Below are 26,389 nucleotides of genomic sequence, written 5' to 3'. Positions count from 1 at the left end.
GTCCGGCCCGCAGCGGATCGCCTGCCCGTCCCCGGGCAGGGGCCAGCCTCAGCCAGGAGCAGCCTCGCATGCCGTATCGGATCATCGACGGACACCCGCCGCCTGCGGCGTCCATCACGCGCCTGTCCCGCCGCCCGCGCAAGACCTTTGTCGGCGCGGGACCGGCACGGGGCCCCGTTGCAGCCATAAGAACGCCGGATGTGCCGGTTGCGAACCGATCAGGCGGCGGTCTGTTCCACCGGCTTTCAGGCGCGGCCACCCTGCCCCGCTTGCAAAGGCGGAACGCGGCCAGCGCTGTGCCCGCAAGATTGCCCCGGACCGGCCCCGGTCCGGGATCCCCATCCCTATCCACGGCACTTGTCGCAAGTGCCCATCAGCAGGAGGACTGCGCATGAGCGCCCGCTATCCCGCCACCGGCCCCTTGACGCTGGAGGCCAACATCACCCGATTTCCCACCACCGCAGCCCTGCTTGACGGCCTGGCCCACTCGGATCTGGCTGACTTCCGCTTTGCCGGGCTGAAGAATGCCCATGCCGGTTTCAAGGACATGCTGCGCCGCGACCGCTACGACATCAGCGAGATGGCGATCGCGACCTTCCTGCAGGCGATGGAATACGGCAAGCCGGTCTCGCTGCTGCCGATGGTGGTGCTGGGGCGCTTCCAGCATCACTGCATCGGCTACAATACCGACCGCCACGCCACGCTGGCGCCCGCCGATCTGCCCGGCAAGACGGTGGCGGTGCGCGCCTATACCCAGACCACCGGCATGTGGGTGCGCGGCATTCTGCAGAATGCCTACGGGGTCGATCCCGACCAGGTGAAATGGCTGTGCTTCGACGATCCGCACCTTGCCGAATACACCGATCCGCCCAGCGTCACCCGCGGCGATCCCGCCCGCGACCCGGTCGAGATGCTGCTGAACGCAGAGGTCGACGCCGCCATGCTGGGGATGAACATGCCCAAGGATCCCCGGATCCGGCCGCTGATCCCCGACCCCCACGCCGCCGCGCTGAGCTGGTACGAGACCGAGCGCTTCGTGCCGCCGAACCACTACATCATCGTGCCCGACGCCCTGTGCGACGAACGCCCCGACGTGGTGCGCGAGGTCTGGCGGATGCTGGTCGAAAGCGCGGGCGCCGCGCCCCGCGATCCCGGCCCCGATCCCTGGCCGCTGGGCATCGAGGCCAACCGCAAGGCGCTGGAGGCCGCGATGCTGTATTGCCGCCAGCAGCACATGCTGACCCGCGACATCGGGCTTGAAGACCTGTTCCACCCCCTCGTGCGCGAGATCGCGGGCTGAGGCCCCGCCGCCCCCTTTTCGGGGGGCGGCATCCGGCATCGTCGCCAAAGCGGAAGCGATGGCAGACCGCAGGTCCGGCAAACGGACGTCAGGCGCCGCAGGATCCTGCGGCGCCTTGTCTTGCCCATGGCGGTTCCGGCGGCCCCGGGGGGGGGGGGGCGGAGGCTTCAGCCCCCCGACTGCGCGCGAAGATCGCTCAGCGACATGTTGGGGGTCAGCGCCTCGCGGTCGATCATCACCTCCAGCAGGGCCGGCCCGTCGAAGGCATCGGCCCGGGCCCAGGCGGCGGCGAAATCCCCGGTCTGCGCGACCTTTTCGCCATGGGCCCCATAGGCACGGGCGAAGGCGGCGAAATCGGGGCCGCCGATGTCGGTGCCGCTGACGCGCGCCGGATAGCTGCGTTCCTGGTGCATCCGGATCGTGCCCAGCATTCCGTTGTTGAGGACCAGGATGCGGATCTTCGCCCCCAGTTCGACGGCAGTGGCCAGTTCGGTGCCCGTCATCTGGAAATCACCGTCTCCGGCGATGCACACGACCTTGGCCGCGGGCCGCGCGATCGCCGCCGCCAGCGCCGCGGGCATCCCGTATCCCATCGAGCCTGACACCGGCGCCAGCTGCGTGCCGCGCTGCCGGTAGCGGTGGAACCGGTGCAGCCAGACCGAGAAATTGCCCGCCCCGTTGGTATAGATCGTGTCCTCGGGCAGGGTCCGGTCGAGCCAGGCCATGATCTCGCACATCTGGATGGCGCCGGGGCTGGTGCGCGGGGCGGTCCAGGCCTCGAATTCGGCGCGGGCCTGCTGGCAGGCAGCGGCGCGGCTGCCGCCCGTCAGCGGACCTCCCGCCGCCAGCGCCGCGGCAAAGGCGCCGGGGCGGGCCACCACCGCCAGGTCGGGCTGGTAGACATGGCCGATCTCGTCGGCGCCGGGATGGACATGCACGAAGGTCTGGGCCGGACAGGGAATGTCCATCAGGCTGTAGCCCATGGTTCCGATCTCGCCCAGACGGGCGCCAAGGACCACCAGCAGATCGGCCGCGCGCAGGCGCGCCACCAGCGCCGGGTTGGCGCCCAGCCCCACCTCTCCGATATAGTTGGGGGCGTTGTTGTCGCACAGGTCCTGACGCCGGAAGCTGGCACAGACCGGCAGGTCCGAGGCGCGCGAGAAGGCCTCGAAGGCCTGCACCTCGGGCCCCGTCCAGCCACCGCCGCCCAGCATCACCACCGGCGCCTTGGCGGCTGCCAGCAGGGTGCGCAGGCGCGACAGGCTGGCCGGGTCGATGCCGGGATCGGCAGGCTGCACCGGCCGGCCGTCGGGCACCAGGGCCATGTCGTGCAGCATGTCCTCGGGCAGGGCGATGACCACCGGGCCGGGCCGCCCCGACAACGCCAGCTGGAAGGCGCGGGTCAGGAATTCGCTGGTCCGCGCGGCATCGTCGATCTGCCAGACCGCCTTGGCCATCTGGCCGAACATGCGGCGGTAGTCGACTTCCTGAAAGCCTTCGCGTTCGGCAAAGCCGCGGGGGTTCTGACCGATGAACATCACCAGGGGCGTCGAATCCTGACTGGCCACATGCAGCCCGGCGGACCCGTTGGTGGCCCCCGGCGCGCGCGACACGAAGACGATGCCGGGGCGCCCGGTCAGCTTGGCATGGGCCTCGGCCGCCATGGCGGCGGCGCCCTCGTGGCGGCAGGTGACAAGGCGGATCTGCGGCGTGTCGTAAAGCGCGTCCAGCACCGCGAGGAAGCTTTCGCCGGGCACGCAGAAGACGGTATCGACACCCTGGATCACCAGCTGGTCGACAAGGATGCGGGCGGCGCTGCGGGCCGCCCCTTTGGGGCTGAAGGTCATGGTCTTCCCCGCTCAGGCCGCCGCCCGGGCCTTCAGCCGCAGATCCAGCCGCGGATAGACACGCCGGGCATTGCCCTCGAAGATCAGGTGCTTGTCTGCCGCGCTCAGCGGCAGGGCATCGACATAGCGCTTGGTGTCATCGAAGGGATGGCCGGTTTCCGGGTCGATCGAGCGCACCGCGCCCACCATCTCGGAGCCGAAGAGGATGTTGCGCACGGGCACGACCTCGGCCATCAGGTCGACGCCGGGCTGGTGATAGACGCAGGTGTCGAAGAACACGTTGTCGAGCAGCGCCTCGGCCAGCGGCGGCCGGCCCAGATCCTGCGCCAGGCCCCGGTAGCGGCCCCAGTGATAGGGCACCGCGCCGCCGCCATGGGGGATGATCATCCGCAGGCCGGGGAAATCGCGGAACAGGTCCGACAGCAGCAGCTGCATGAAGACCGAGGTGTCGCCGTTCAGGTAATGCGCGCCGGTGCCGTGGAAGTTCGGATTGCACGAGCCCGACACGTGGATCATCGCCGGCATGTCCAGCTCGACCAGCTTTTCGTAGAGCGGATACCACTGCCGGTCGGTCATCGGCGGGTCGCTCCAGTGTCCGCCCGAGGGATCGGGGTTCAGGTTGCAGGCGACAAAGCCCATGTCTGCGACACGCTCCAGTTCGGCGATGCAGCCGGCGGGCGCGGCACCGGGGCTTTGCGGCAGCTGCGCGACGGGCACGAAATTGTCCGGGTAAAGGCGGCAGACCCGGTCGATCAGGTCGTTGCAGGTGCGCGTCCAGTGCTGCGACAGGGCCTCGTTGCCGTGATGGTGGCCCATCAGGCCCGCGATGGGGGAAAACAGCGTCATGTCGATGCCGCGTTCGCGCTGCAGGCGGATCTGGTTCTGTTCCAGCCCGGCGCGCAGTTCGTCATCGGGGATCACCGGGGCGGGGGTGAAACCGCTGGTCCTGCCGGCCTTGAAATCCTCGATCTGGGCATTGCGGTAATCGCGGAAATACCCGGGGACGGTGGTGAAATGTCCATGGCAGTCAATGATCATCGGGGCTGAACCTCTATCGTTGCGTGCAAGGGGCCCGGATGGCGCCCCGCCTGCCCCAAGCCTAGCGGCGCCCCCCCGCGGCGGGCCAATCGGTTCTCTGCGGGGTGCCATAGGATCCGCGCGGCGCGGCATCCGGCCCCGTCAGCGAGGAGGCCTTGCGCAGCTCGGGGAACAGGCGGCTCCAGGCGGCGCAGATCAGCAGGGCTGCCACCGCGCCGCCCGCCACCGCCCCCACCGGCCCCACCAGCGCCGCCATCGAACCCGCGCGGAACTCTCCCAGTTCGTTCGAGGCCCCGATCGACAGGACGTTCACCGCGCTGACCCGGCCGCGCAGGTCATCTGGCGTATGCAGCTGCACCAGGGTCGAGCGGATCACCACGCTGATCATGTCGGTGGCCCCCACCACGACCAGCGCCAGCACCGAAACCACCACATTGCGCGACAGCCCGAAGACCAGGGTCGCCAGTGCAAAAAGCGCGACAGTGCCGAACATCTTGATCCCGGCATGGCGGCGGATCGGGACATGGAACAGCACCAGGCCCACCAGGATGCCGCCGATGGCCGGTGCGCCGCGCAGCATCCCCAGCCCCAGCGTGCCCACATCCAGGATGTCGCGCGCATAGACCGGCAGCAGCGCGAAGGCCCCGCCCAGCAACCCCACGAACAGATCGAGCGAGATCGCCCCCAGCAGGATCGGCCGCGAACGGATAAAGCGGAAGCCTGCGGTGATTTCGGGCCAGCCGGCGCGGCGCGGGATCCGCGCCTGCGGCGGACGGGGCATCAGCGCGATCAGCGCACCCGCACAGATCGCGAAGGCCAGCGCCACCAGAAAGGCGGTCTCGGGGCCGAGGCCATACAGCAGCCCACCCGCCACCGGCCCGCAGATCGTCGCGATCTTGACGATCGAGGAATTCATCGCCAGCGCCTGCGGCAGGTCCTGCCGCCGCACGACATTGGTGGCCAGCGATTGCCGTGTCGGGTTGTAGAAGGCGCGTGCCGTGCCGTAGACCGCGATCAGCGCGAAGACCGGGCGCACATCGGTATTGCCCAGCAGGCTGAGCACGCACAGCCCGCCCGACACCAGCCCCATGATGGTCAGGCAGATGCTCATGACGACGCGGCGGGGGAAATGGTCGGCCACATGGCCCGTCACCAGCACCAGAAGCAGCCCCGGGGCGAATTGCGACAGCCCCACCAGCCCCAGGTCGAACGGGTCGCGCGTCATGTCGTAGACCTGCCAGCCCAGCGACACCACCTGGATCTGCATGGCGAAGCCGTTGAAGAACTGCGCCCCGAAGAAGTTGGCATAGCCCGGGTTGCGGCGGACGATGGCGCGCAGCCCCTGACGCTCGGGTGCCTGTTGCGGATCGCTCATCTGTGCCTCCTGTGGCGGGCCGGGCCCCTTGATGGCGCCCGGGGGGCCTTCGGCCCGGATCCCCTCTTGTCGCGGTTCGATGCGGCCGGGCACCAATCCGATCTTGCCCCGCGCCATAGGAAACCCGGGCGCAGTCCCGCGGGGCGCGCCAGAATCCTATGGCGAAACCCCCAGAACCTATTCGAAAAATCCCGCCGTCCGGGGCTTTCATGGCGCAATGACCCGGGCCCGCCCGGATCGCCCCTGTCCCGGATCCGAAAGGAACATCCCATGACGGCTGAGCGCCGACCGACCCTCAACTGCTGCCTGCGCAGCTATCCGTTCACGCAGGCCGTCAAGTCGGGGCAGATCACCCTGCCCTCGGCCGACCTGACCTTTACCGACGTCAAGCCCCATATCGGCGCCTTCCGCCACATGGTCCGCGATCTGGCCTATGATGTCTGCGAACTGGCCCCCACCACCTACGTGATCGCCCGCGCCCATGGCGTGCCGATCATCGCGCTGCCGCTGTTCTTCGTGCGCCGCTTCCACCACCAGGGGATGAAGGTGCGCCCCGATGCCGGTATCCACGGCCCCCGCGACCTTGAGGGCAAGAAGGTCGGCGTGCGCGCCTATTCGGTGACCACCGGCGTCTGGAAGCGCGGCCTCTACCAGAACGAATACGGCCTCGACATCGACAAGGTGACCTGGGTCGTCGATGACGAGGAACACGTCCAGGCGCTGCAGCTGCCGCCCAATGTCGAACATGTCGCGCCCGGCAGCTCTCTGGTGCAGATGATCGCCCGGGGCGAGATCCAGGCGGGCTGCGCGGGCAATGCGGGCATCGGGCGGGTCGGTGCGCCCACCGGCGACTGGAATGCCGCCGCCCCCGCCCTGCCCGACGACCTGCAGGAGCTGTTCCCCGACCATGCCGCCCGCGACCGTGCGGTCTATGCCCGTGACGGCATCTACCCGATCCACGGCACCCTTGCCGTGCGCGAGGACGTGCTGGAGCGCACCCCCGCCCTGGCGCAGGAGCTGTTCGAGGCCTTCACCGCCGCCAAGCAGCCCTATCTGGAGGCGCTGAAGGACGGCCGGGCCACCGGCAAGGAGGCCGAGACCGACCGCAAGCTGATGCAGATCGTCGGCGACGACCCGCTGCCCTATGGTCTTGAGGCCAATCGCAAAAGCATCGAGGCGCTGATCCGCTACGCCGCCCAGCAGCGGCTGATCCCGCACGAGGTCGCCGCCGAAGAGATGTTCCTGCCGCTGTGACGGCCCCGATCCCAAGGAGACAGAGATGGACAAGATCGCAAGACTGAACGGCATCATCGCCGCGCTGGAACAGGGCCGTCCCGCCTTCATGGCCTTTGCCCGCGCCGAACGCGAAGAGGCCGTGGTTTTTGGCGCCTCGCAGCTGACAGGGGTGCTCTTCGAGATGGAGCATTCGCCCTGGGACGGCGCCCAGCTGCGCGATGCGCTGCATTACATGCACAACCGCCGGCGGATGATCGAGGCGGGCACCCTGGCGCCGCCGGTGACGCCCTTCGTGCGCATTCCCGCCAATGGCGCCGAGATGAACCAGTGGATGGCCAAGCAGGCGCTGGATGCGGGCGTCTACGGCATCGTCTGGCCGCATGTGAAGACCGCCGAGCAGGCCCGCAACGCGGTCGCCGCCTGCCGCTATGCCCGCCCCGACGGGGCGCCACGCTTTGACCCCAAGGGCGAACGCGGCGACGGCCCGGCGACGGCGGCGCGCTACTGGGGGCTGACGGTACCGGAATACTATGCCCGCGCCGATGTCTGGCCGCTGGATCCGCAGGGCGAGATCCTGGTGGTTTTGATGATCGAGAGCCTGGAGGCGATCGAGGCCCTGCCCGAGATCCTGGCCGTGCCAGGCGTCGGCGCGATCATGATCGGCGAAGGCGACCTGAGCCAGCAGATGGGGTTTCCCCGCGCCTACAACAACCCCGAGGTCGAGGCCGCCAAGCGCCGGATCCTGACGACGGCGCAGGCGGCGGGCATCCCCGTGGCGCATCCTCATGTCACCGCCGAGAACGCGGCGGCGGTCCTGGCCGAGGGCTACAGCATCCTCTTCACCACCCCGACCCGCCGCTTCGACGCGCTGGAGGCCGCTCAAGCCGCGCTTTGATCCGGCGCCCGTCGGCAGGGCGTCAGCACCTGCCGACGGGCAAGGCCTGACGGGCAAGGCATGACGGGTATACGATGCCGTATGGTCTAAAGAGGAGGGCGGGCCTGGCCCATGGCCAACGGGCGGCCGGTCATGTCGTCTGGGCCCGTGGCCGCGGGTGGCCAGTGAAGCGGACTGTAAAACCTGGCCCATCGTCGAGAGGAAGCGAGGAGGCCGGCGGCAAGGTCGTTTCGGGCAGTTTTCTCGTAGCCTGCCGCGATATTTCGGAAGTGATTGATATAATTAAGAAACGAATGAAGAGGTTGCGCGGGCGATAAATCGCGGGATCGAAGGATCGCTGGACCTCCCGCTCGCGGCTGCGTGGGGACATGCCCCCGCCAGCCATGTACGGTGTCCGCTCAAGGATGCCCCGGGCGCCTGTCCACGGTTTGCCTCGACGTCGCCGGGTGCGGGATGCGCTGCCAGCAAATCGGCGACTGCAGCCTTGTCCAGGGCCGGCCCCGGCGATGGTGTGATCGCCACCGGCAGGCCGCAATGAGCAAGCATGGCGTTGCGCTTGGGGCCCGGTTCGCCACGGGCACGGCCGATGGCGTGATCCTCGCCGCAGCTTTGCCCGAGGCTGCCTGCTGGTGAACGCGGATGATCCAACTGTCGGTGACCTGCATTCTGTCGGATATTTATTATGAAATAAAATCAAATTTCTGCACCAGAAATCCGGCTTTTGCGCAGCGGTTGCAAACGGCGGTGCGCGGGCTGGCGCATTCAGCCAGATCGCGCAAAGGCGACCCGGTCCTCGGCCCTCGGAAGAGACCGTTGGATCGTCCAGCAGTCCCACGCTGCGCGGCTCGGTGGGCAGAAGCGGCCGGATCGGTTTCCATTCGCAGTCGGCCAGATCAAGACGCGCCAGAGTCACCTCTGATGAGGCAAGTGAAGCATGGGCAGAACGGCCAGGGAATGCGGTTGATGGGTTCAGACCCTAGCAGGCCAGCCGCAGCGCCTCGCGGTGGCTGCGCCCCGAGGTGACTTCGCGCAGGCAATCCAGGAAATGCGCGTGGCTGGGGGTCGGCAGCCAGTCGCTGCGCAGCGTCACGCCCTTGCGGGTGACATGGGTCAGGTCCCGGCAGGGCAGGCAGGTGATGGTGCCCAGAGAGGCATCCATATGCGCCTCGCTGACGGTCATCACCGTGATCATGTCCGATTGCAGCAGCAGCGCCCGGGAGGTGGTCAGGGAACTGGTCTCGACGTTGAACTGGGGCCGGCGCGGCGCATCGCCGAAAAGGGCCTCGATCCGGGTGCGGCGCGGCGTGCCGCGGGCGGGCGCGATCCAGTCGTAGTCGACCAGCTGGTCCGGTGTCAGTTCGCCGGCGTCCGACAGCGGATGCGCGGGGCGCATGGCGACGCAGTAGCTGTCGGTGAACATCGTCTCTTCGATCACGTCGGTCACCCATTCGGGGCGCTGGAGAAGCCCGAACATGATGTCGATGCGCGAATTGCCCAGATCGTCCAGCAGCCCGTGGTAATCCCCCGTCACGATCCGCACCTTCACCTGCGCAAAGGTCTCGCGGAAGCGGTGGATGGTCTCGGCCAGCTCCAGCGAGCCCGACATCGGCAACGCCCCGACCGAGATCTCCAGATCGCCGCCCCCCAGTTCCAGCGAGATCTCGCCCCGCGCCAGCTCGATCTCGCGGATGGCGCGGCGGAATTCGCGCACCAGCATCGATCCCATGCGATTGGGGATGGGGCCGCTGGCGGAGCGGTCGAAGAGCGCCTTGCCGAGCGAGCGTTCCAGCGAGCGCGCCGAGCGGATCAGCGAGGCCTTCGACAGCCCCGTCTCGTGGGCGGTGGCGCTGAGGCGGGCGGGTTCGGCCGTCACCACCATCGAGCGCATCTGCGTGCCGGTGATCAGCCGTTCGACCTGCGGCAGGCTGCGGCAGCCGGAACTGTCGTGCTGGCCCATCACGGTGTTGACTGCCGCCTCGAGGATCTCGAAGAAGCGGTCGACCCGCAGCAGGAAGCGCCGGCCCAGATCGGTGGGATAGGTGCCGGTGGCGTGGCGTTCGAAGATCGGCGTGCCGAGCTCGGCCTCCAGGTTTGTCACGGCCTGGGTGACGGCCGGCTGCGATGTGCTGAGTTCGCGCGAGGCGCAACTGACCCCGCCGCGCCGGCCGATCACCTGTACCATGCGCAGGTGACGCAAATTGGGAACGTCAGGACAATATCCCATGTTCTCCTCCTCCCCTCATGTAACGGCACGGATGCCGATCCTCCGGGGAGGAGCGTATCGCAGCGGCCGGAGCGGGCAAATCGAATGCGTGGAGCGATCCATAAGTTCTTCTCCCCGGTCTGTTCCGATTTTTCGAAAGGCGGCCCAAAGACATTCGGGAAGTTTCATGTAAATGTGGTTTTTGATCGCGGTATCATAAGGTTGTAATTTCGCGTGGCGATTCCGCGAGACCGATGCCATCTGAAAGACGCAGTCGAAGCGCATCGGGGATCACTGGAATGTGTTCACAGGCCTGTACCTCCGGCCCGCCGATGCGCCCGGGCCTGGCGGAGGGCTGCGGGGCGGGTTGCGGGGCGTGCGTGCGGGACGGGCATCCTGGGCGAGATCGGGCCGGGTCGGGCCCTTGGCCCGAACGGGGGCTCTGCCCCCGTACCCCCGAGGTATTTGGAACAAGAAAATGAGCAGGCGAGGGCCTGGACGGAGGGGGGGACCCGGTGGCCGGATGCCTTGGGCAGGCTGTGGGACGACCGGAGCGGCGGATGTGGCGGCCCTGCCCCCCCACATGATCCGCGCCGACGTCTTCGCCATGGCGAGGGGCGCGCGTCGGGCAGGTGTTCCCTTTGGCAGCGTCGTCCGCCAGGGATCGCCGCTGGCCGGATGATGGGAGGGCGATGGAATGGCAGGCGGCGCCGCGACCGATCGCACCTCCTGGTGGTTTCATCCCGCTGCGGGAGGCGGGCGCGGTGCCAGATCAGGCCATGTCGCAATTGCCCGCCCCTTCCTGGACTGGGCCCGGAGCCGGATCCGGGCGGTCACGGCCGTCACTGATCCTGCATCCTGCGGCCCGACAGCATATGGCGCGGGGGTGAAAGGGGAACGGTTTTCAGGGGTTGTGCCCCACGGCGGTCCCGTCCGTCAAGCTGGTGACATTTCCTGGATGGCCTGAGGGCATGATCAGGCGACTTTCGGTGTGATGCTGAGAATGAGGTCGAGCTCCTCCTTGTCGATCTGGGCGAAGGCCTCGACCATCATGTCGCGACTTGCCGTCTGCCACTCGTCATTCTGTTCGAAGAGAACTGCGCCGATCAGGCGCATGATTGCAGCCTCGTTGGGGAGTGAGGAGGATCAGCAGCCAGCGTGGGGCGCTGTTTGCCCGACGACCCCCACGACATCGGCGCGGCGCTTCACCTTTTTGGTCAGCCTTTCTATTGGGTTGTTCGGGTGCAGCTTCGTCCGGTGCTGACGAGGAAACGACATGTGGACCAGGACATCATGCGCGCTGGCGTCCATGAGATCGGCCAGCTTGGGCCACCGCGGGCGGAGTTGTTCTGCCACCTTGCCCCAGGTCTGGCCGGCATGGGAGCGATCGGGCTGATCGCAGGCCCGGCGGAACGAGCCATTGGCCGCCATCGGTCCGAGGGCAATGGCGAGTGCGACGACGACAGTCGTGCTGAGCGCGCGAGACATGTGCCAAGGCATTGCGCATCCAAGGAACGCGACACCTTTGCCATGTGGCCTCGAATACCCGCGAGATGGCCGCCCCGAGGCCGGTATGCGCGTCACTGATCACCAGCCGGACGCCTCCGAGCCCCCGGGCCTTCAGGGAGCGCAGAAGCTCGCTCTGGAAAGGTAAGCGGGATCGGAAAACAGTCTGGGAGACTGTTTTTCCCGCGCAGGCTTCCGAGGGGCCGATGATCTCGCGCCGCCCCTTCCGTGTTCACTGCGACGTCGATTATGGCCGCGACGGGCAGTCGCCGTCGATTGCGCCATCGGTTCGAGCAACGATGGCGACGCGCCCGTCCTGACGAACCTTCAGGTAGGTGGCGTCGGGCCAGACATAGGGCCAGTCTCCGGTGAGCGGGCGGTTCAGGACCTTGCCGGCGCGCTCGTCTATGTCCTGGCACAGCTTCGAAACGGTGCTCTTCGAGATGCCACTGAGCCCCATCGCCTGCACCAGATCGTCGATGCGCCGGGGCGAGATGCCTCCGATCCATGCTTTCTGGATGACAGCGACCAAGGCTTGCTCTGACGTCTTCCGGGCCTCGGGGAAGCCCGGAAAGTCGCTGCCCTGCCGCAGCTTCGGCACCCGCAGGTTCAATGTGCCAAGACGGGTATCGGGGGTGCGATCGCGGTAGCCGTTCCGCCAGGTCGTGCGTTCGCCGCTGCGCTCATGACGCCCGGCACCCCCTCTCGGGATATTTCCTGCGGAAATACCGCTGCCGGGCAGTGGCTCGAGGCCCTCGACACCGGGCTCCATGATCAGTTGCGGCACAGCCGCGGTGATCATGCGCAGGACGTCACCCTGATCGTGCCTGGACAGCAGCTCGGGCAGGTCCATGATGGTCTTGGTCATCGGGGTCTCCGTATGGCTTGGGGGTGAAGCCTCAACCCTACACCTCGATCGCCACCCGGGATCACACCGTCAGCGGCATCGAAATGACACCAGCTCTTCGGACATTAACGAAGGTCATCAAAGACCGGCGCCGCGCGAAAGTAGAGCGCGGCCGGATCCACCGGCCTTCCGGCGATCAGCGCCGCGCGGACTTCGGGGGTGGCGATCCGCAGCCCACGGTTGCGCAGGTAGATCAGCGTGCCGTCCTCTGTCCCCAGGGAATAATGCGCCGAGACCTCGGCCACGCCGTTGTGGCGCGGCCACAGCCAGTCCGATCCCCCGACAACACCCGTCCCGTCAGCCGGGGGCCATGGACGTGGCCGCCGGTGATCTCGATAGGCTTGCGTTCGCCATTGATGCCCGGTCCGTTGCTGCGGGGCGCGGCAATCCTGACATCGATTGTGAAGACATGTTCTGGCACGGGCAAGGGGCTCAGGCTGCCGCGTAGCGGTGCGCCAGCCAGGCGATCATCCGGTCCAGGCTGGCACGGGCATCCTCGCAATAGTCCATCGCGCGCAGATAGCCGTGGATCAGCCCCCGCCCCTCGTCGAAGGCGACCGGAACGCCCGCGTCCCGCAGCTTGGCGGCATAGGCATGCCCATCGTCGCGCAGCGGGTCGTGTTCGGCCACGGCGATGAAGGCGGGCGGCAGGCCGGCATGGCTTTCGGCATGCAGGGGCGCGGCCAGCGGATGCGTCAGGTTTTCGGCGCTGCCGCAGTACATCAGGTTGGTCCGCTCCATCCCGGCGGTGCGGATCAGCGGCCCTTCGGCGTTTTCACGGTAGGAGGGGAAGGACATCTCGAAGTGAACGCAGGGATAGACCAGCAGCTGCGCCATCGGGGCTTCGGGCGTGTCACGCAGCGCCAGGCAGGCGGCGGCGGCCAGGTTGGCCCCGGCACTGTCGCCGCCGATGGCGATGCGGTCGGGATCAATGTCCAGCTCGGCCGCCCGGGACCTGACCCAGCGGGCCACCGCCGCGACCTCGTGGATCGCAGTGGGAAAGGGATGTTCGGGGGCCAGCGCATAATCGACGCTGATCACCGTCTGGCCGTTGCCCGCGGCGATCCGGGCGGTGATGTCGGCATGGGTCATCGGACTGCCCTGCATCCAGGCGCCGCCATGCATGTAGATCAGGCAGGGCTGGGCCCCCGCCCCGGCCGCGCGCTCGATCCGCAGCAGCACGTTGCGCCCCGCATGCGGCACGAAGGCGGTCGAGACGCTCAGCCCCGCAGGCTGCGGCAGCCGCATCGCCTCGGCGATGTATTCAAAGAGCAGCCGGCGGTCGGTGACCGGTGCGCCTTCGGGCAGCACGGCCCAGCTGTCGTTCCATTTGGCAAGGAAGGTTTCGATCTGGGGATTGATCATGACATAGGTCTCCGGGGGGGGCGGTCAGCCCTGGTAGCCCAGCAGGCGGGGCAGGAAGAGGACGAAGTCCGGCACGAAGGTGATGATGCCAAGCGCCACCAGCAGCGCGACGATGAAGGGCCAGATGTCGCGCACGATGGCGCCCATCGGCTGGCGGGTGATCGAGGCGGTGATGAACAGCAGCATCCCGTAGGGCGGCGTGATCAGCCCCAGCATGGCGTTGACCACCACGATGACGCCGAAATGCACCAGGTCGATGCCCATGGCCTGCACCGCAGGCACCAGGATCGGCACCACGATCAGCAGGATCGCACCGCCATCCAGGATGCAGCCCAGAAGCAGGATCAGCACGTTCACCGCAATCAGGAAGCCGGCCTGCGACAGGTCCATGGCCTGCAAAAGCCCGGCCAGCGCATTCGGCACGTCCTCGCGGGTGATGACGTAGTTGAAGGTCAGCGAGCCGCCGATCAGCACCCCGATCGACCCGGCCGAGCGCGCCCCCGAGGTCAGCGTCTCCCAGAAGGCGCGCAGCGTGACCGAACGGTAAAGCAGCACCGATACCACCAGCGCATAGGCAGCAGCGACGGCGGCGGCCTCGGTCGGGGTGACGATGCCGCCGTAGATGCCGCCCAGCAGGATCACCGGCAGCATCAGGGCGGGCAGCGCCTGCCAGGTGATCTTTGGCAGTTCGCGCAGCGGCACGGCCTCGTCCACGGGGAAGCCCCGGCGGCGCGCCATCACCCAGTTCATGAAGGCCATGACGGCCGCCATCAGCAACCCAGGCGCCAGCCCGGCGGCAAACAGGTAGCCCACCGACTGGTCCGAAACCAGCGCATAGAGGACCATCGGGATCGAGGGCGGGATGATCGGGCCGATGGTGGCGGTGGCGGCGGTGATCGCGGCCGCATAGCTGGCCGGATATTTGCCGTCCCGGGTCATCATGGTGATGATGATCTTGCCCATCCCCACCGCATCCGCCACAGCCGAGCCCGACATCCCCGAAAAGATGACCGAGCTGAAGACATTGACATGGCCCAGCCCGCCACGGAAGCGGCCCACCAGCGCCTGGCAGAAACGCAGCAGCCGGTCGGCCAGGCTGCCGATGTTCATCAGGTCGGCGGCCAGGATGAACAGCGGGATCGCCAGCAGGGTATAGCCGTTGTAGAGGCCCTGCAGCAGCTGCTCGGAGGCGATCGAGGGGTCGGCACCCGACAGGATCAGATACAGGAAAGAGCCGCTCATCATCGCCAGGCCCACCGGGATGCCGGCAACCGAGAGCGCGACGATAAGGATCATCGAAAGCGGGAAGGGATCAGTCATGGTCCTGGGTCTCGGGATGGGAAACGGAAAGGGTCGCGGGGCGACGCAGCCCGTTCCAGGCCAGTCGCAGCATCCGCACGATCATGGCAATGTGGAACGGCAGGTAGATGGCGAAGACCCAGGAGAACGGCAGCCGCAGATAGGCGGTCCGTTCGACCCCCATGAAGCTGACGTAGTCCCAGGCCCTGGGCAGGGTCCAGGCGAAGATCGCCGCCGTCACCAGCCCCGCCACCACATCCAGGCCCCGCTGCGCGCGCCCGGGCAGCAGCGCATAGAGGATGTCGAGGCGGATCATGTTGTCGGTCGGGATCACGAAGGCCGCCGCCAGCAGGATCCCCCAGAGCCACGCGACGGTGACCCATTCGACGGTCCAGCCCACCGGCAGGTCAAGCGCGTAGCGAAAGACGATCTGCAGGATGAAGACCGCGAACATGCTGCCGAACAGCAGCGCGGAAAGATGCGACGGCAGGGCCGCTGCCCGGCGCAGGAGCACGGGAAGATGTCTCATGGAATGTCTCCGGACGGAGGGCCCGGACCGGGTGGCAGACCGTGCCGCCCGGCCGGGAGGGGGCGCTTACTGGCCGATGGCGGTGATCTTGTCGATCAGTCCCGGCGGCCAGTCCTTGGCATATTTCGAGGCCCGGTAGACCTCTAGCACATGCTGGCGGAAGGCGGCATTGTCGGGGGTGTAGACATCGATCCCCTCCTTGCGGAAGGCGGCCTCGTATTCGGCTTCCTGCTGCAGGATGATCTTGTCCAGCGTCGCCTGGAACTGGTGTGCACAATCCTGCACCAGGGTCTGTTGATCAGCGCTCAGCGTGTTCCATTTCGACATCGAGATCGACAGCTCGTTCGCGGCGATCAGATGGGCGGTCTTGGCGATATGGTTGATGATCTCGTCGAATTTCATCGCATGGACCGCCGGAAAGGCATTGTCCTGGCCGTCGATCGCCCCGGTCTGCAGCGCGGTATAGGTTTCGGCGAAGGGGATCGGCACCGGGGTCGCTCCCATGGACGTTCCGACGAACTGCCAGCCCTCGCCCGGCGGCATCCGCAGCTTGACCCCCTTCAGATCCGCCGGGGTCATGATCTCGTGGTCGCCGCGATACCCCAGGTGGCGCGCACCGATATAGGGAAAGGCCAGGATCTTGACCTTCGCCTTGGTCTCGATCTCGGCCAGCATGTCATCCAGCACGTCGCTGTCGTAGACCGCCCGCATATGCGCATAGTCGCGGAACAGGAAGGGCGTGCCCAGGATCGTCGTCGAGGGCACCTGATTGTAGAAATCGAAGATCGCCAGGCTGGCCATGTCGAGGTTGCCGCGCTGCATCGCCGTCAGCTCGGTGCCCTGCTTGAACAGCGTCGCGCCGTGATAGTCCTTCAGCTCGAACCCGTCCCCCAGGCAGGCGCCGAAACTGTCGCGCAGCGTGGTGGTGCGGATGTCGTTTTCGGGCACGGTGTCGGAATAGATCAGCTTGACCTTCTTGTCCGCCGCCAGGCCCGGCTGGGCCGCCGCCAGCACCGTCAACGCGGCGCTGCAAGCCAGTAATGTCCTGAGAAAGCGCATGTCATCCTCCCTGATGGCGCATTCGTCGCAGCGGCCGGGCCGCGGCGGCCACCCTCCTCGTGACCGGACCGCAGGCCTTGTCCGGCCGCCTCTCTTCTTTTATGTACCATGTGGTTCATTTGTGTAAAGTCCCATTTTTCCCTTCCGTCCCTGCCGGACGTGGTGCAAGTCAGATCCAGGGAGGACCGGCGATGACGGACGAAGATGGCGGGCGCAAGCGCTCGGGGCGGCGCAAGCTGAAGCAGGACCAGGACACAGCGGCCCTGACCCAGGCCACGCGGGCCGACATCATCGCCGTGGCAACGCGCGCCTTCGTGCGGCACGGCGTCGACGGCGCATCGGTGAACGAGATCGCGGCAGCCTCGGCCACGTCGAAACGGATGATCTACTATCACTTCGGCTCGAAGCGGGGGCTGTATCGCGCGGTGCTCGAGGCCGCGTACCTGCGTGTCGGCCATCGCAACTCGGCCATGGCCGGGCGCGCCACCGCGATGGAGGCGCTGCGCGATTATGCCGTCAACGCCTTCGAAAACTTCCATGCCAACGAGGATTTCGTGCGCCTGGTGATGGCCGAGAACCTCGATGATTGCCAGACCATCCGGCTGTCGGATTTCGTGCCGCTGCAGTCCGCCACCAACCTGACCTCGCTTCAGGAGATCTGGCAGCGCGGTGTGGACGAGGGCAGCATGCGGGCGGACCTGCGGGTGCTGGATCTTTACTTCGCGATCATTGCCGTGGCGTTCCACGGGGTCTCGAACCAGCTGTCGACCGGCATCTCGTTGGGCATCGACCTGTCGGATCCCGCCGAGATCGCCTTTCGGCGCCGACTGGTAGGCGATGTCGCCTGCAGCTACGCCGCCCGCCAGCCCTGACCCGCCCCTTGCCGTGCGGACGGCCATAAGGACAACTGCGCAGCACGACCCGGCCGCTGGCGCCGACACCGCAAAATGCCCCAACGCCCTGCCCCATGATCGCCGAGGCCAACCCCGCCGCACAGTTGCCGCGCGTGACCGGCCCTCACGACCGGGCGCCGGTTCGAGGCCTCTGCCCGCATCGCGCGGACGGCCGGCGAGCCGGGCCAGCGCCTCCCCCGCCCCGAGACGGCAAAGGCGGGCCTTTGGGACGTCTGGGCCAGGTCGCCGGGTAAAGATCGGGTCGTCCGGCCCCCGCTGACCTTCCACCGCCCCCCTTGCGGGCTTCTGACCGGATGACAGCCGCGGGTCCTGCCGGTCAGGCCAGACGCACCATGCCGCCACCCGATCACGGGCCCTGCGCCGCCTGCGACACGCGCCAGGGCGGCCTTCGGCGCCACCATGCTTTCGGGCGCGCATCCCCCCGCGCCGTCGATTGTCATGGGGCCTCAGGCCCCGATCTGCCGAAGGGACGATTTGGCGGGCTTTGGCCGGGTCCTCGCTTGGCTTTCGTGGCTGGCGGTCGCGACCAGCCACCGGCCGCTTCCACGTCGGGACCAAACCGGGTGTCGCGCAGGAAAATCCTGAAGCCGCTTCGGGCCGCCGACCGGACAACATCAGCCAGCGGTCTGGGCGGCAGCACAAACGGTAAAGGGGCAGAACCTTGCGGCCCTGCCCCTTCGATTGCTCTTGCCGGTGACCGGCCGGGATTGCCCCGGCCCATCGCCAATCAGAAGTGGACCGAACGGCCCGCGGTCTTGTCGATCGGCGGCGCGAACTTGGTCAGGTCGATGCCCTTGACCGCGGCCTTGTATTCCTCGGTGCTGGGGGTACGGCCCAGGATCGCGGACAGCACCACGACCGGGGTCGAGGCCAGCAGCGATTCACCCTTCTTCTCGGCGGTGTCTTCCACCACGCGGCCCTGGAACAGCCGGGTCGAGGTCGCAAGGACGGTATCGCCCTTCTCGGCCTTTTCCTGGTTGCCCATGCACAGGTTGCAGCCGGGACGTTCGAGGTAGAGGATGTTCTCGTACTCGGTGCGGGCCTTGGCCTTGGGCATCATGTCGTCGAATTCGAAGCCCGAGTACTTCTGGAGGATCTCCCAGTCGCCTTCGGCCTTCAGCTCGTCGATGATGTTGTAGGTGGGGGCGGCGACGACGAGGGGTGCCTTGAACTCGACCTTGCCGGTTTCGGCCTCGAGGTTCTTCAGCATCTGCGCGACGATCTTCATGTCACCCTTGTGCACCATGCAGGAGCCGACAAAGCCCAGGTCCACCTTCTTTTCCGACCCGTAGTAGGAAATCGGGCGGATGGTGTCGTGGGTGTAACGACGCGAGGGATCGGCGTTGTTGACATCGGGGTCGGCGATCATCGGCTCGTCGATCAGGTCCAGGTCGACGACAACCTCGGCAAAGTACTTGGCGTTGTCATCGGGGGTCAGCGCGGGTTTCTCGCCCGAGGTGATTTCCGCGATGCGCTTGTCGGCCTTGGCGATCAGACCCGCCAGCGTGCCGGCCTCGTTGTCCATACCCTTGTCGATCATCACCTGGATGCGGGCCTTGGCCAGTTCCAGCGACCCGATCAGCGTGTCATCGTTGGAGATGCAGATCGAGGCCTTGGCCTTCATTTCCGCAGTCCAGTCGGTGAAGGTGAAGGCCTGGTCGGCCAGCAGGGTGCCGATGTGCACTTCGATGACGCGGCCCTGGAAGACGTTGTCGCCGTGCTGTTGCAGCATCTGTGCCTGGGTGGCGTGGACCACGTCACGGAAGTCCATGTAGTCCTTCATCTGGCCCTTGAAGGTCACCTTGACCGATGCGGGGATCGGCATGGTGGCTTCGCCGGTGGCCAGCGCCAGGGCAACGGTGCCCGAGTCCGCACCGAAGGCAACGCCCTTGGACATGCGGGTGTGGCTGTCGCCGCCCACGATGATGTCCCAGTCGCTGACGGTGATGTCGTTCAGCACCTTGTGGATCACGTCGGTCATCGAGTGATAGACATGTTTCGGGTCGCGCGCGGTGATCAGGCCGAAGTTGTTCATGAAGGACATGAGCTTCGGAATGTTCGCCTGGGCCTTCTTGTCCCAGACCGACGCGGTGTGGCAGCCCGACTGATAGGCACCGTCCACGATCGGAGAGATCACGGTGGCGGCCATGGCTTCCAGTTCCTGCGCGGTCATCAGGCCGGTGGTGTCCTGCGAACCCACGATATTGACCTTCACGCGCACGTCAGAGCCTGCGTGCAGCACCTTGCCCGGGGTGACGCCCACGGCATTGCGGTTGAAGATCTTTTCAACGGCGGTCAGGCCCTGGCCTTCGATGCTGACCTCTTTCGAGGGGGCGAAGACGACGGGGGCCTCGACGCCCAGGGTTTCAGCGGCGAAGGTCTGCAGCTTCTTGCCGAAGACCACGGCATAGGAGCCGCCGGCCTTCATGAACTCGACCTTCTGGGGGGTGAAGGCAGAGGCCACATCGGCCAGTTTCTCGCCGGACTCGCTATAGAGCGCCTTGTCCTTGGTGTTGATGATCAGAACGGTGCCGGTCTCGACCGAGTATTTCTGCTCGAGGATCGGGTTGCCGTCGTTGTTCAGCATCACCTTGCCGTCTTCATCGACCTTCTTGACCCAGTTCTTCAGGTCCAGACCGATGCCGCCGGTCACGCCCACGGTGGTCAGGAAGATCGGCGAGATGCCGTTGGTGCCGGCGACGACCGGGGCGATGTTCACGAAGGGAACGTAAGGGCTGGCTTTCTTGCCGGTCCACAGCGCGACGTTGTTCACGCCAGACATGCGGGACGAACCCACGCCCATGGTGCCCTTTTCCGCGATCAGCATGACGCGGGCATCGGGGTGCTTGGCCTTCAGGGCCTCGATCTCGGCCTGGGCTTCGGGGGTGATCATGCACTTGCCGTGCAGTTCACGGTCCGAACGCGAGTGCGCCTGGTTGCCGGGGCTCAGAAGGTCGGTCGAGATGTCGCCTTCGGCGGCGATATAGGTGACGATCTTCACCTCTTCCTCGACTTCGGGAAGCTTGGTGAAGAATTCGGCCTTGGCATAGCTTTCCAGAACGTCCTTGGCGACGGCATTGCCGGCCTCATAGGCGTCCTTCAGGCGGGCCATGTCGGCGTCATACAGGAAGACCTGGGTCTTCAGCACGTCGGCGGCCGCCGCCGCAATGCCCGCATCATCGCCAAGCGCCAGGTCCAGCAGTACCTCGACCGAGGGGCCTCCCTTCATGTGCGACAGCAGTTCGAAGGCAAAGGCGGGGGTGATTTCCGGGACAACGCTTTCGCCCAGGATGATCTTTTTCAGGAACGCCGCCTTCACGCCTGCGGCCGAGGTGGTGCCGGGCAGGGTGTTGTAGATGAAGAACTCAAGCGAGTCCTTGCGGTAGGCATTGCCCGCGTCCTCGATCTGCGCGATCAGTTCGGCGACCAGCGCGCCGTCTTCGATGGGCTTGGGATGCAGCCCCTCGGCTTTCCGCGTTTCGATTTCGGTTAGGTAGTCGCTGTACAAGCTCATGACGATCCCTGCGATTCAAGGTTGCATCGGTTAAGTTGCTGTTCCAAAAGGATTTATGGGCAGCAGGAAGTGATTTGCATACATAAGTATACTTCTTGCGGCCCGGCGGCAAGAGGACGTTGCAGCAGATCCCGCCCAGAGCCCTGACCCGGCCGCCTTTTTCGTCAAGGCAAGACGACCGATCCATCCCCGCCCCGTCAACGAAAAACCGCATCAACTTGGCATCACCGCCCCCGAAAAAGCAAACGGGGGCCCGAAGGCCCCCGTGGATTCGTCGTGGCACCGGCGCTTACGCGTCCTGGTCCTTGACGAAGGTGCGGTCGGTCTCGCCCCGGAAGAAGTCGCGGCCGTAGACCAGCAGGCACAGCACCACGCCCACCGCAAAGGCCCAGGCGGCGCCACGGGTCGCCAGCACGGCGGCGATGATCCCGGCGATGCCCAGATCGCGCTGCGAGCGTGCCTCCATCACCCCGATGCGCACCGAGACATAGCCCTGGATCAGCAGCGTCAGCGCCAGGGCGATGCCCAGGATCGGCTGCACCAGCGTCACGATCGGCATCAGCAGCAGGCCGGTGTTGGTGCCCCAGCGGAACGACCCCGCCCCGCCAAAGAGCGAATCCATCGTCTTGCGGCCTTGCGTGAAGCGCTCGACGATGACCACATGCATTGCCGCCCAGAGCGGACCACACATCGCCACGTCCGGCCCCATGATCGACATGATCGAGTTGCGCGCGCCAAAGATCATGTGAGCCCGGTCGGGATTGTAATGCACGATCTCATCCGGGCGTTCCTGGTCGGCCTCGTCCAGGATCGCCTTCGACTGCAGCACGTCACCGAACAGCACGATATAGGCCGCCAGCACCGTCGGGATGGCGCTGATGAACATGTGCAACGGCGGCAGACCCAGGCCGAAGACGGTGTAGTCCTTCCACAGCGTCACGAAATCGGGCTTCGAGAAGCCCCATTCGATCTTCGGCCAGGGGGCTTCGTGGAAGATCGGCGCGACGACGATGGCCAGCGCCACGATGGGGAAGATGCCGAACTTGCCGATCATCCCGAAGACCCGGCTGCGCGCCTTCAGCTGCGCGAAATGGCGCGAGAAGATCACGTAGAAGGCGATGCCCACGGCGATGGTGATGGTGAAGGGGAAGCTGTCGAAGCGCCCGCCGACCTTGAAGACCGAGATCACGGCCGCGATACCGGCGCCGATGATGATCCCCGACTTGATCGCCTGCGGGATCAGCTGCACCACCCGGTGCGCCAGCCCCGAGACCCCGATGAAGATCGAGAACAGCCCCAACAGCAACTGGAAGGCGATCAGCGCATGGACGCGCTCGGGTCCTTCGGGGAAGGCCGCGCAATAGGCCATCAGCAGCGGAATGGCCGGGGTGATCCAGCCGGGCACCACCGGGTCGCCCAGCAGGTGGTGCGACAGGTAGAGGATGCCGTTCATCATCACCACCGCCAGCGCCACCTCGAAGGGCATGTGCAGCAGTTCGACCATCAGCGGGATCGCCGCCAGATCGACCGCGCACATCAGCAGCCCCTGGAAGTAGTCCGGCCATTCGAACCGGTAATGCAGGAACGGCAGGCGGATCTTGAACGGGCCCGCCGGCCAATAGGGCGTTTCCTGCCCGTCAATACGTTGCAGTCTCAAGGTGTCTCCTCGCGTATGCGCAGTGCCCCACCCTCCCGGGGCTTGGTGTTTTATGTCTGGCGCCCCACCTGCGGTACGTCGGGGCGCCAGACGAGGGCGTCAGTAGGCCTCGCGGTAAAGCGCGAGAGCGTCCGCTTCCGTCACTTCGACGGGGTTGTTGACCAGCAGCCGCGTCTGCAGCATGGCGTCGCGCGCCAGCATCGGCAGGTCGGCCTCGGGGACGTTGACATCACGCAGCTTCAGCGGCGCGCCGGAGCGGTCCATCAGGTCCTGCATGAAGTTCACGAAATTGGCCGAGCGCGCCTGGGTGCCTTCCTCCGAGGGGCCGATGACCACATCGGCCAGCTGCGCGTAAAGATCGGCAGCCGCCGTCATGTTGTAGCGCAGGACCGGGCCCAGCATCAGCGCGTTGGTCAGCCCGTGCGGCAGGTGGTAATGGCCGCCCAGCGGATAGGCCAGCGCGTGCACCGCGCCCACGGGGCTGTTCGAGAACGCCTGCCCCGCCAGGTTGGCGCCCAGCAGCATTGCCTCGCGCGCGGCACGGTTGGTGCCGTCCTGGCAGGCGGTGATCAGGTTCGCCGTCATCAGACGCAGCGCCTCGCGGGCGAAGACGTCGGACATCAGGTTCTTCTTGTGCTGGCCGGTGAAGGCCTCGATCGCGTGGACCATGGCGTCGATGCCGGTGGCGGCGGTCTGCACGGCCGGCAGGCCGACGGTCAGTTCCGCATCCAGCAGCACCCGGTCGGCGTAAAGCTGATGCGAGACGATGCCCATCTTGGTGGTCTCGCCGGTGGTCAGGATGGTGATGTTGGTCACCTCGGATCCGGTGCCCGCGGTGGTCGGCACCTGCACCAGCGGCGTGCGGCCGCCCTGAACCTTGCCGATGCCGTAAAGCTCGGACAGGGGCTGTTCCGAGACCAGCATCACCGCGACCAGCTTGGCAATGTCCATCGACGAGCCGCCGCCCAGACCCATCACGATATCGGCGCCGGCGGCACGAGCCTTTTCGACGCAGGACATCAGCACGGCCTCGGGCGGGTCGGCCACCACGTCGTCGAAGACGCTGACCGTGAAGCCATGCGCCTGAAGCGAAGCCTTGGCCGGTTCCAGCAGACCGTTTTCATGCAGGAACTTGTCGGTCACGATCAGCAGGTTCCGTTCGGGGAACCAGCCAGACAGCAGTTCGCCCAGCCGCTTCGCGCCACCCCATTCCACCAGCATGGATCCGGGCGTGTCGAAGGAGAACGGCTTGATACCATCAGTCATTGATCTTGTCCTTTGGGAGAAAGGGGCGCGGCCCGCCGAAGGGGGCAGCAGGCCGCGCCGGAATAAGGGTCAGACGGCGCTGCAGATGTATTTCATCTCGAGGTAGTCCTCGATGCCGTATTTCGACCCTTCCCGGCCGAGGCCGGATTGCTTGACGCCCCCGAAGGGCGCGACCTCGTTCGAGATGAGGCCGGTGTTGTGGCCGACCATGCCGTATTCCAGCGCCTCCGAGACACGGACCATCCGACCGTGGTCGCGGGTGTAGAAATAGGCCGCCAGACCAAAGATCGTGTCATTGGCCATGGCGATGGCCTCTTCCTCGGTGTCGAAGGCGAAGAGCGGCGCCAGGGGGCCGAAGGTTTCCTCGGTCGCGACCTTCATGTCGGGGGTGACGCCGGTCAGGATGGCGGGTTCCAGGAACAGACCGCCCAGACGCGCGCCCCCCTGCAGCAGCGTCGCGCCCTTGTGGACGGCATCGGCGATGTGGGTTTCGACCTTGGTCAGGGCCTTTTCCTCGATCAGCGGACCGATGTCGGTGCCTGCTTCGGTGCCGGGGCCGACCTTCAGCGCCGCGACCTTTTCGGCCAGCTTCGCGGCGAAGGCATCATAGACGCCACGTTGCACCAGGATGCGGTTGGCACAGACGCAGGTCTGACCGGCATTGCGGTATTTCGAGGCCATCGCCCCCTCGACCGCCTTGTCCAGATCGGCGTCGTCAAAGACGATGAAGGGCGCGTTGCCGCCCAGCTCAAGGCTGACCTTCTTGATGGTGTCGGCGCATTGCGCCATCAGCAGGCGGCCCACCTCGGTCGAGCCGGTGAACGAGAGCTTGCGCACCACATCGCTGTCGGTCAGCACCCGCCCGATCTTCGAGGCAGGCCCCGTCACGATCTGCAGCACGCCCGCCGGGATCCCGGCGCGTTCCGCCAGCACGCCAAGCGCCAGCGCCGTCAGCGGCGTCAGATCCGCCGGGCGCACGATCATCGCGCAGCCCGCCGCCAGCGCCGGCGCCGCCTTGCGGGTGATCATCGCAGCGGGGAAGTTCCACGGCGTGATGGCGGCGGTCACGCCGATCGGCTGGCGCAGCACGGTGATGCGCTGGTCGCGCTTGGGGGCGGGGATGGTGTCGCCATAGACGCGCTTGGCCTCTTCCGCGAACCATTCGATGAACGAGGCGGCATAGCCGATCTCGCCCTTGGCCTCGGCCAGGGGCTTGCCCTGTTCCAGCGTCATGATCAGGCCCAGGTCATCGGTATTGGCGACCATCAGCTCGAACCACTTGCGCAGCACGGCGGCGCGCTCCTTGGCGGTCCAGGCGGCCCAGTCGGCCTGCGCGCGCTGCGCGGCCGCGATCACGGCAGGGATTTCCTCGGGCGCCAGAGAGGGCACGTTGCCCACCACCGTACCATCAGCGGGGTTCGTCACCGCGATGACGGCCCCCGATGCCGCCTGCACCCATTGCCCATCGACAAGGCAGGCATCTTTCAACAGAGAGGGATCGTTCAGCTGGATCACGGCGGGCCTCTTGACTTGGTCTTGAAGATGACATCCAATCGTTCCACATATGGAACAACGTTCTGTATATGAAACGATATGCCGACAGGTCCCGGACTTGTCAACCTTCCGTGATGTCCTGTAAGGCTTTTCGATGACCGAGACCCCGAAGAGACGCGCCCCCGCGGCCGAGCGCGCGGTGCAGATTTTGGACCGGCTGGCCGCCAGCCCGGTGCCCCTTGGCGTGTCGGAGCTGGCCCGCGATCTGAACGTCCCGAAAAGCTCGGTCTATGGCCTGTGCGAGACCCTGACCGAAGCAGGCGTGCTGCATGCCGAACCGGCGGGCTACAGCCTGACCGCGCATTGCCTGCGCTGGAGCGGCGCCTATCTGAGCCGCTCGTCCCTGGTGTCGGAATTCCAGCGGATCCTGGCCAAGGACGGGCGGCTGGCCCATTACACGGTTACGCTTTCCGCACTGGAAAAAGACCAGGTGGTCTACCTGGCCTGCCGCAACTCGGACCGGCCACTGGGCTTTACCTTCCAGATCGGCATGCGGCTGCCTGCGGTCTATTCCGCCACCGGCAAGGCGATGCTGTCATGCATGTCGCAACAGGATCGCCATGCCCGCCTGGCCGGCCCCTGGCATCCGCCCTTTACCGCCAGCAGTGTCCCCGACCTGCCCAGTTTCGACACCGCCGCCGAACGCTGGCGCCAGCAGGGATATGCACTCGACGACGGCGAGATCCGCGAGGGCATGGTCTGCATCGGCGCGCCCATCCTGCGGCCCGACGGCTGGCCGGTCGCGGGTATCGCGATCTCGATGACCAGCGCCGAGGCCCGCCCCGAGACTCAGGCCGAGCTGGGCGTGATCGCCACGGAAATCGCCCGTGCCCTGTCGCTGCACTGCCAGGCCTAGAGACGCCGCCGTTTCGGGCCACGCCGGGCGCCATTGCCGTTTTTTCACCATGCGCCACGCGTGGCCCTG

Annotated in this window: 19 protein-coding genes and 1 pseudogene; 5 read left to right on the top strand and 15 right to left on the bottom strand. The window is 66.6% G+C overall.

Going from position 1 to position 26,389, the window contains the following annotated elements; all coding sequences use genetic code 11:
- Nucleotides 1–391: 391 nt before the first annotated feature.
- Nucleotides 392–1,300, top strand: a complete 909-nt coding sequence (locus tag AC2ITM_RS21675; protein WP_486470284.1) for a substrate-binding domain-containing protein — start codon at nt 392–394, stop codon at nt 1,298–1,300.
- Nucleotides 1,301–1,467: 167 nt separating this feature from the next.
- Here AC2ITM_RS21675 and AC2ITM_RS21670 read toward each other — a convergent pair whose 3' ends face one another.
- The 3 genes from AC2ITM_RS21670 to AC2ITM_RS21660 all read right to left on the bottom strand — a co-directional run bounded on the left by AC2ITM_RS21670 (nt 1,468) and on the right by AC2ITM_RS21660 (nt 5,560).
- Nucleotides 1,468–3,147 (bottom strand): thiamine pyrophosphate-dependent enzyme, encoded by a 1,680-nt coding sequence (locus AC2ITM_RS21670; protein ID WP_486470283.1) that lies wholly within the window; start codon nt 3,145–3,147, stop codon nt 1,468–1,470.
- Nucleotides 3,148–3,159: 12 nt separating this feature from the next.
- Nucleotides 3,160–4,185, bottom strand: coding sequence for an amidohydrolase family protein (locus AC2ITM_RS21665; protein WP_486470282.1), 1,026 nt, complete (start codon nt 4,183–4,185; stop codon nt 3,160–3,162).
- Between the two features lie 61 nt (nt 4,186–4,246).
- Nucleotides 4,247–5,560 (bottom strand): MFS transporter, encoded by a 1,314-nt coding sequence (locus AC2ITM_RS21660; RefSeq protein WP_486470281.1) that lies wholly within the window; start codon nt 5,558–5,560, stop codon nt 4,247–4,249.
- A 270-nt stretch (nt 5,561–5,830) separates the two neighbouring features.
- Here AC2ITM_RS21660 and AC2ITM_RS21655 point away from each other — a divergent pair, with 270 nt between their 5' ends.
- The gene (locus AC2ITM_RS21655) at nt 5,831–6,814 is read left to right on the top strand and encodes an ABC transporter substrate-binding protein (protein ID WP_486470280.1); all 984 of its coding nucleotides are present in this window, start codon (nt 5,831–5,833) and stop codon (nt 6,812–6,814) included.
- 25 nt (nt 6,815–6,839) lie between these two features.
- On the top strand, nt 6,840–7,691 hold the full coding sequence (locus tag AC2ITM_RS21650; protein WP_486470279.1) for an HpcH/HpaI aldolase family protein: 852 nt from the start codon (nt 6,840–6,842) through the stop codon (nt 7,689–7,691).
- A gap of 976 nt (nt 7,692–8,667) precedes the next feature.
- Here the strand turns inward: AC2ITM_RS21650 and AC2ITM_RS21645 are convergent.
- From AC2ITM_RS21645 to dctP, 8 genes and pseudogenes are all read right to left on the bottom strand, one after another.
- Entirely contained in the window at nt 8,668–9,915 is a 1,248-nt protein-coding gene (locus AC2ITM_RS21645; protein WP_486470278.1) for a LysR substrate-binding domain-containing protein, read from the bottom strand.
- Between the two features lie 954 nt (nt 9,916–10,869).
- Nucleotides 10,870–12,268: pseudogene (locus AC2ITM_RS21640) on the bottom strand (IS256 family transposase).
- A gap of 104 nt (nt 12,269–12,372) precedes the next feature.
- Nucleotides 12,373–12,552, bottom strand: a complete 180-nt coding sequence (locus AC2ITM_RS21635; RefSeq protein ID WP_486470277.1) for a DUF3237 family protein — start codon at nt 12,550–12,552, stop codon at nt 12,373–12,375.
- Entirely contained in the window at nt 12,501–12,728 is a 228-nt protein-coding gene (locus AC2ITM_RS21630; RefSeq protein WP_486470276.1) for a DUF3237 family protein, read from the bottom strand. Before AC2ITM_RS21630 ends, AC2ITM_RS21635 begins: the two co-directional genes overlap by 52 nt.
- Before the next feature lie 11 nt (nt 12,729–12,739).
- Nucleotides 12,740–13,672: an alpha/beta hydrolase gene (locus AC2ITM_RS21625; RefSeq protein WP_486470275.1), complete on the bottom strand. Its 933-nt coding sequence runs from the start codon at nt 13,670–13,672 to the stop codon at nt 12,740–12,742.
- A 24-nt stretch (nt 13,673–13,696) separates the two neighbouring features.
- On the bottom strand, nt 13,697–14,992 hold the full coding sequence (locus tag AC2ITM_RS21620; RefSeq protein ID WP_486470274.1) for a TRAP transporter large permease: 1,296 nt from the start codon (nt 14,990–14,992) through the stop codon (nt 13,697–13,699).
- Nucleotides 14,985–15,500: a TRAP transporter small permease gene (locus tag AC2ITM_RS21615; protein ID WP_486470273.1), complete on the bottom strand. Its 516-nt coding sequence runs from the start codon at nt 15,498–15,500 to the stop codon at nt 14,985–14,987. Before AC2ITM_RS21615 ends, AC2ITM_RS21620 begins: the two co-directional genes overlap by 8 nt.
- Nucleotides 15,501–15,566: 66 nt before the next feature.
- The gene (dctP, locus tag AC2ITM_RS21610) at nt 15,567–16,559 is read right to left on the bottom strand and encodes a TRAP transporter substrate-binding protein DctP (protein ID WP_486470272.1); all 993 of its coding nucleotides are present in this window, start codon (nt 16,557–16,559) and stop codon (nt 15,567–15,569) included.
- Nucleotides 16,560–16,750: 191 nt separating this feature from the next.
- On the opposite strand from dctP, the gene AC2ITM_RS21605 reads away from it, so the two are divergent.
- Nucleotides 16,751–17,431 carry a TetR/AcrR family transcriptional regulator gene (locus AC2ITM_RS21605; RefSeq protein ID WP_486470271.1) on the top strand — a complete coding sequence of 227 codons (681 nt, stop codon included), beginning with the start codon at nt 16,751–16,753 and terminating at the stop codon, nt 17,429–17,431.
- Between the two features lie 769 nt (nt 17,432–18,200).
- Here the strand turns inward: AC2ITM_RS21605 and AC2ITM_RS21600 are convergent.
- The 4 genes from AC2ITM_RS21600 to AC2ITM_RS21585 form a co-directional block, all read right to left on the bottom strand.
- Nucleotides 18,201–20,987, bottom strand: a complete 2,787-nt coding sequence (locus AC2ITM_RS21600) for a bifunctional aconitate hydratase 2/2-methylisocitrate dehydratase (protein WP_486470270.1) — start codon at nt 20,985–20,987, stop codon at nt 18,201–18,203.
- Between the two features lie 289 nt (nt 20,988–21,276).
- Complete coding sequence (locus tag AC2ITM_RS21595) at nt 21,277–22,644, bottom strand: hypothetical protein (RefSeq protein ID WP_486470269.1); 1,368 nt, start codon at nt 22,642–22,644, stop codon at nt 21,277–21,279.
- A gap of 99 nt (nt 22,645–22,743) precedes the next feature.
- Nucleotides 22,744–23,910 carry an iron-containing alcohol dehydrogenase gene (locus AC2ITM_RS21590; RefSeq protein ID WP_486470268.1) on the bottom strand — a complete coding sequence of 389 codons (1,167 nt, stop codon included), beginning with the start codon at nt 23,908–23,910 and terminating at the stop codon, nt 22,744–22,746.
- Between the two features lie 69 nt (nt 23,911–23,979).
- Nucleotides 23,980–25,425 carry an NAD-dependent succinate-semialdehyde dehydrogenase gene (locus AC2ITM_RS21585; RefSeq protein WP_486470448.1) on the bottom strand — a complete coding sequence of 482 codons (1,446 nt, stop codon included), beginning with the start codon at nt 25,423–25,425 and terminating at the stop codon, nt 23,980–23,982.
- Nucleotides 25,426–25,558: 133 nt separating this feature from the next.
- Here AC2ITM_RS21585 and AC2ITM_RS21580 point away from each other — a divergent pair, with 133 nt between their 5' ends.
- Nucleotides 25,559–26,320: an IclR family transcriptional regulator gene (locus tag AC2ITM_RS21580; protein WP_486470447.1), complete on the top strand. Its 762-nt coding sequence runs from the start codon at nt 25,559–25,561 to the stop codon at nt 26,318–26,320.
- Nucleotides 26,321–26,389 lie beyond the last annotated feature (69 nt).

The sequence above is a fragment of the Pseudooceanicola sp. NS-SX9 genome, assembly GCF_057380705.1.
The sequence above is the reverse complement of the archived record's forward strand: the minus strand, read 5'-3'. Positions and strand labels throughout refer to the sequence as shown.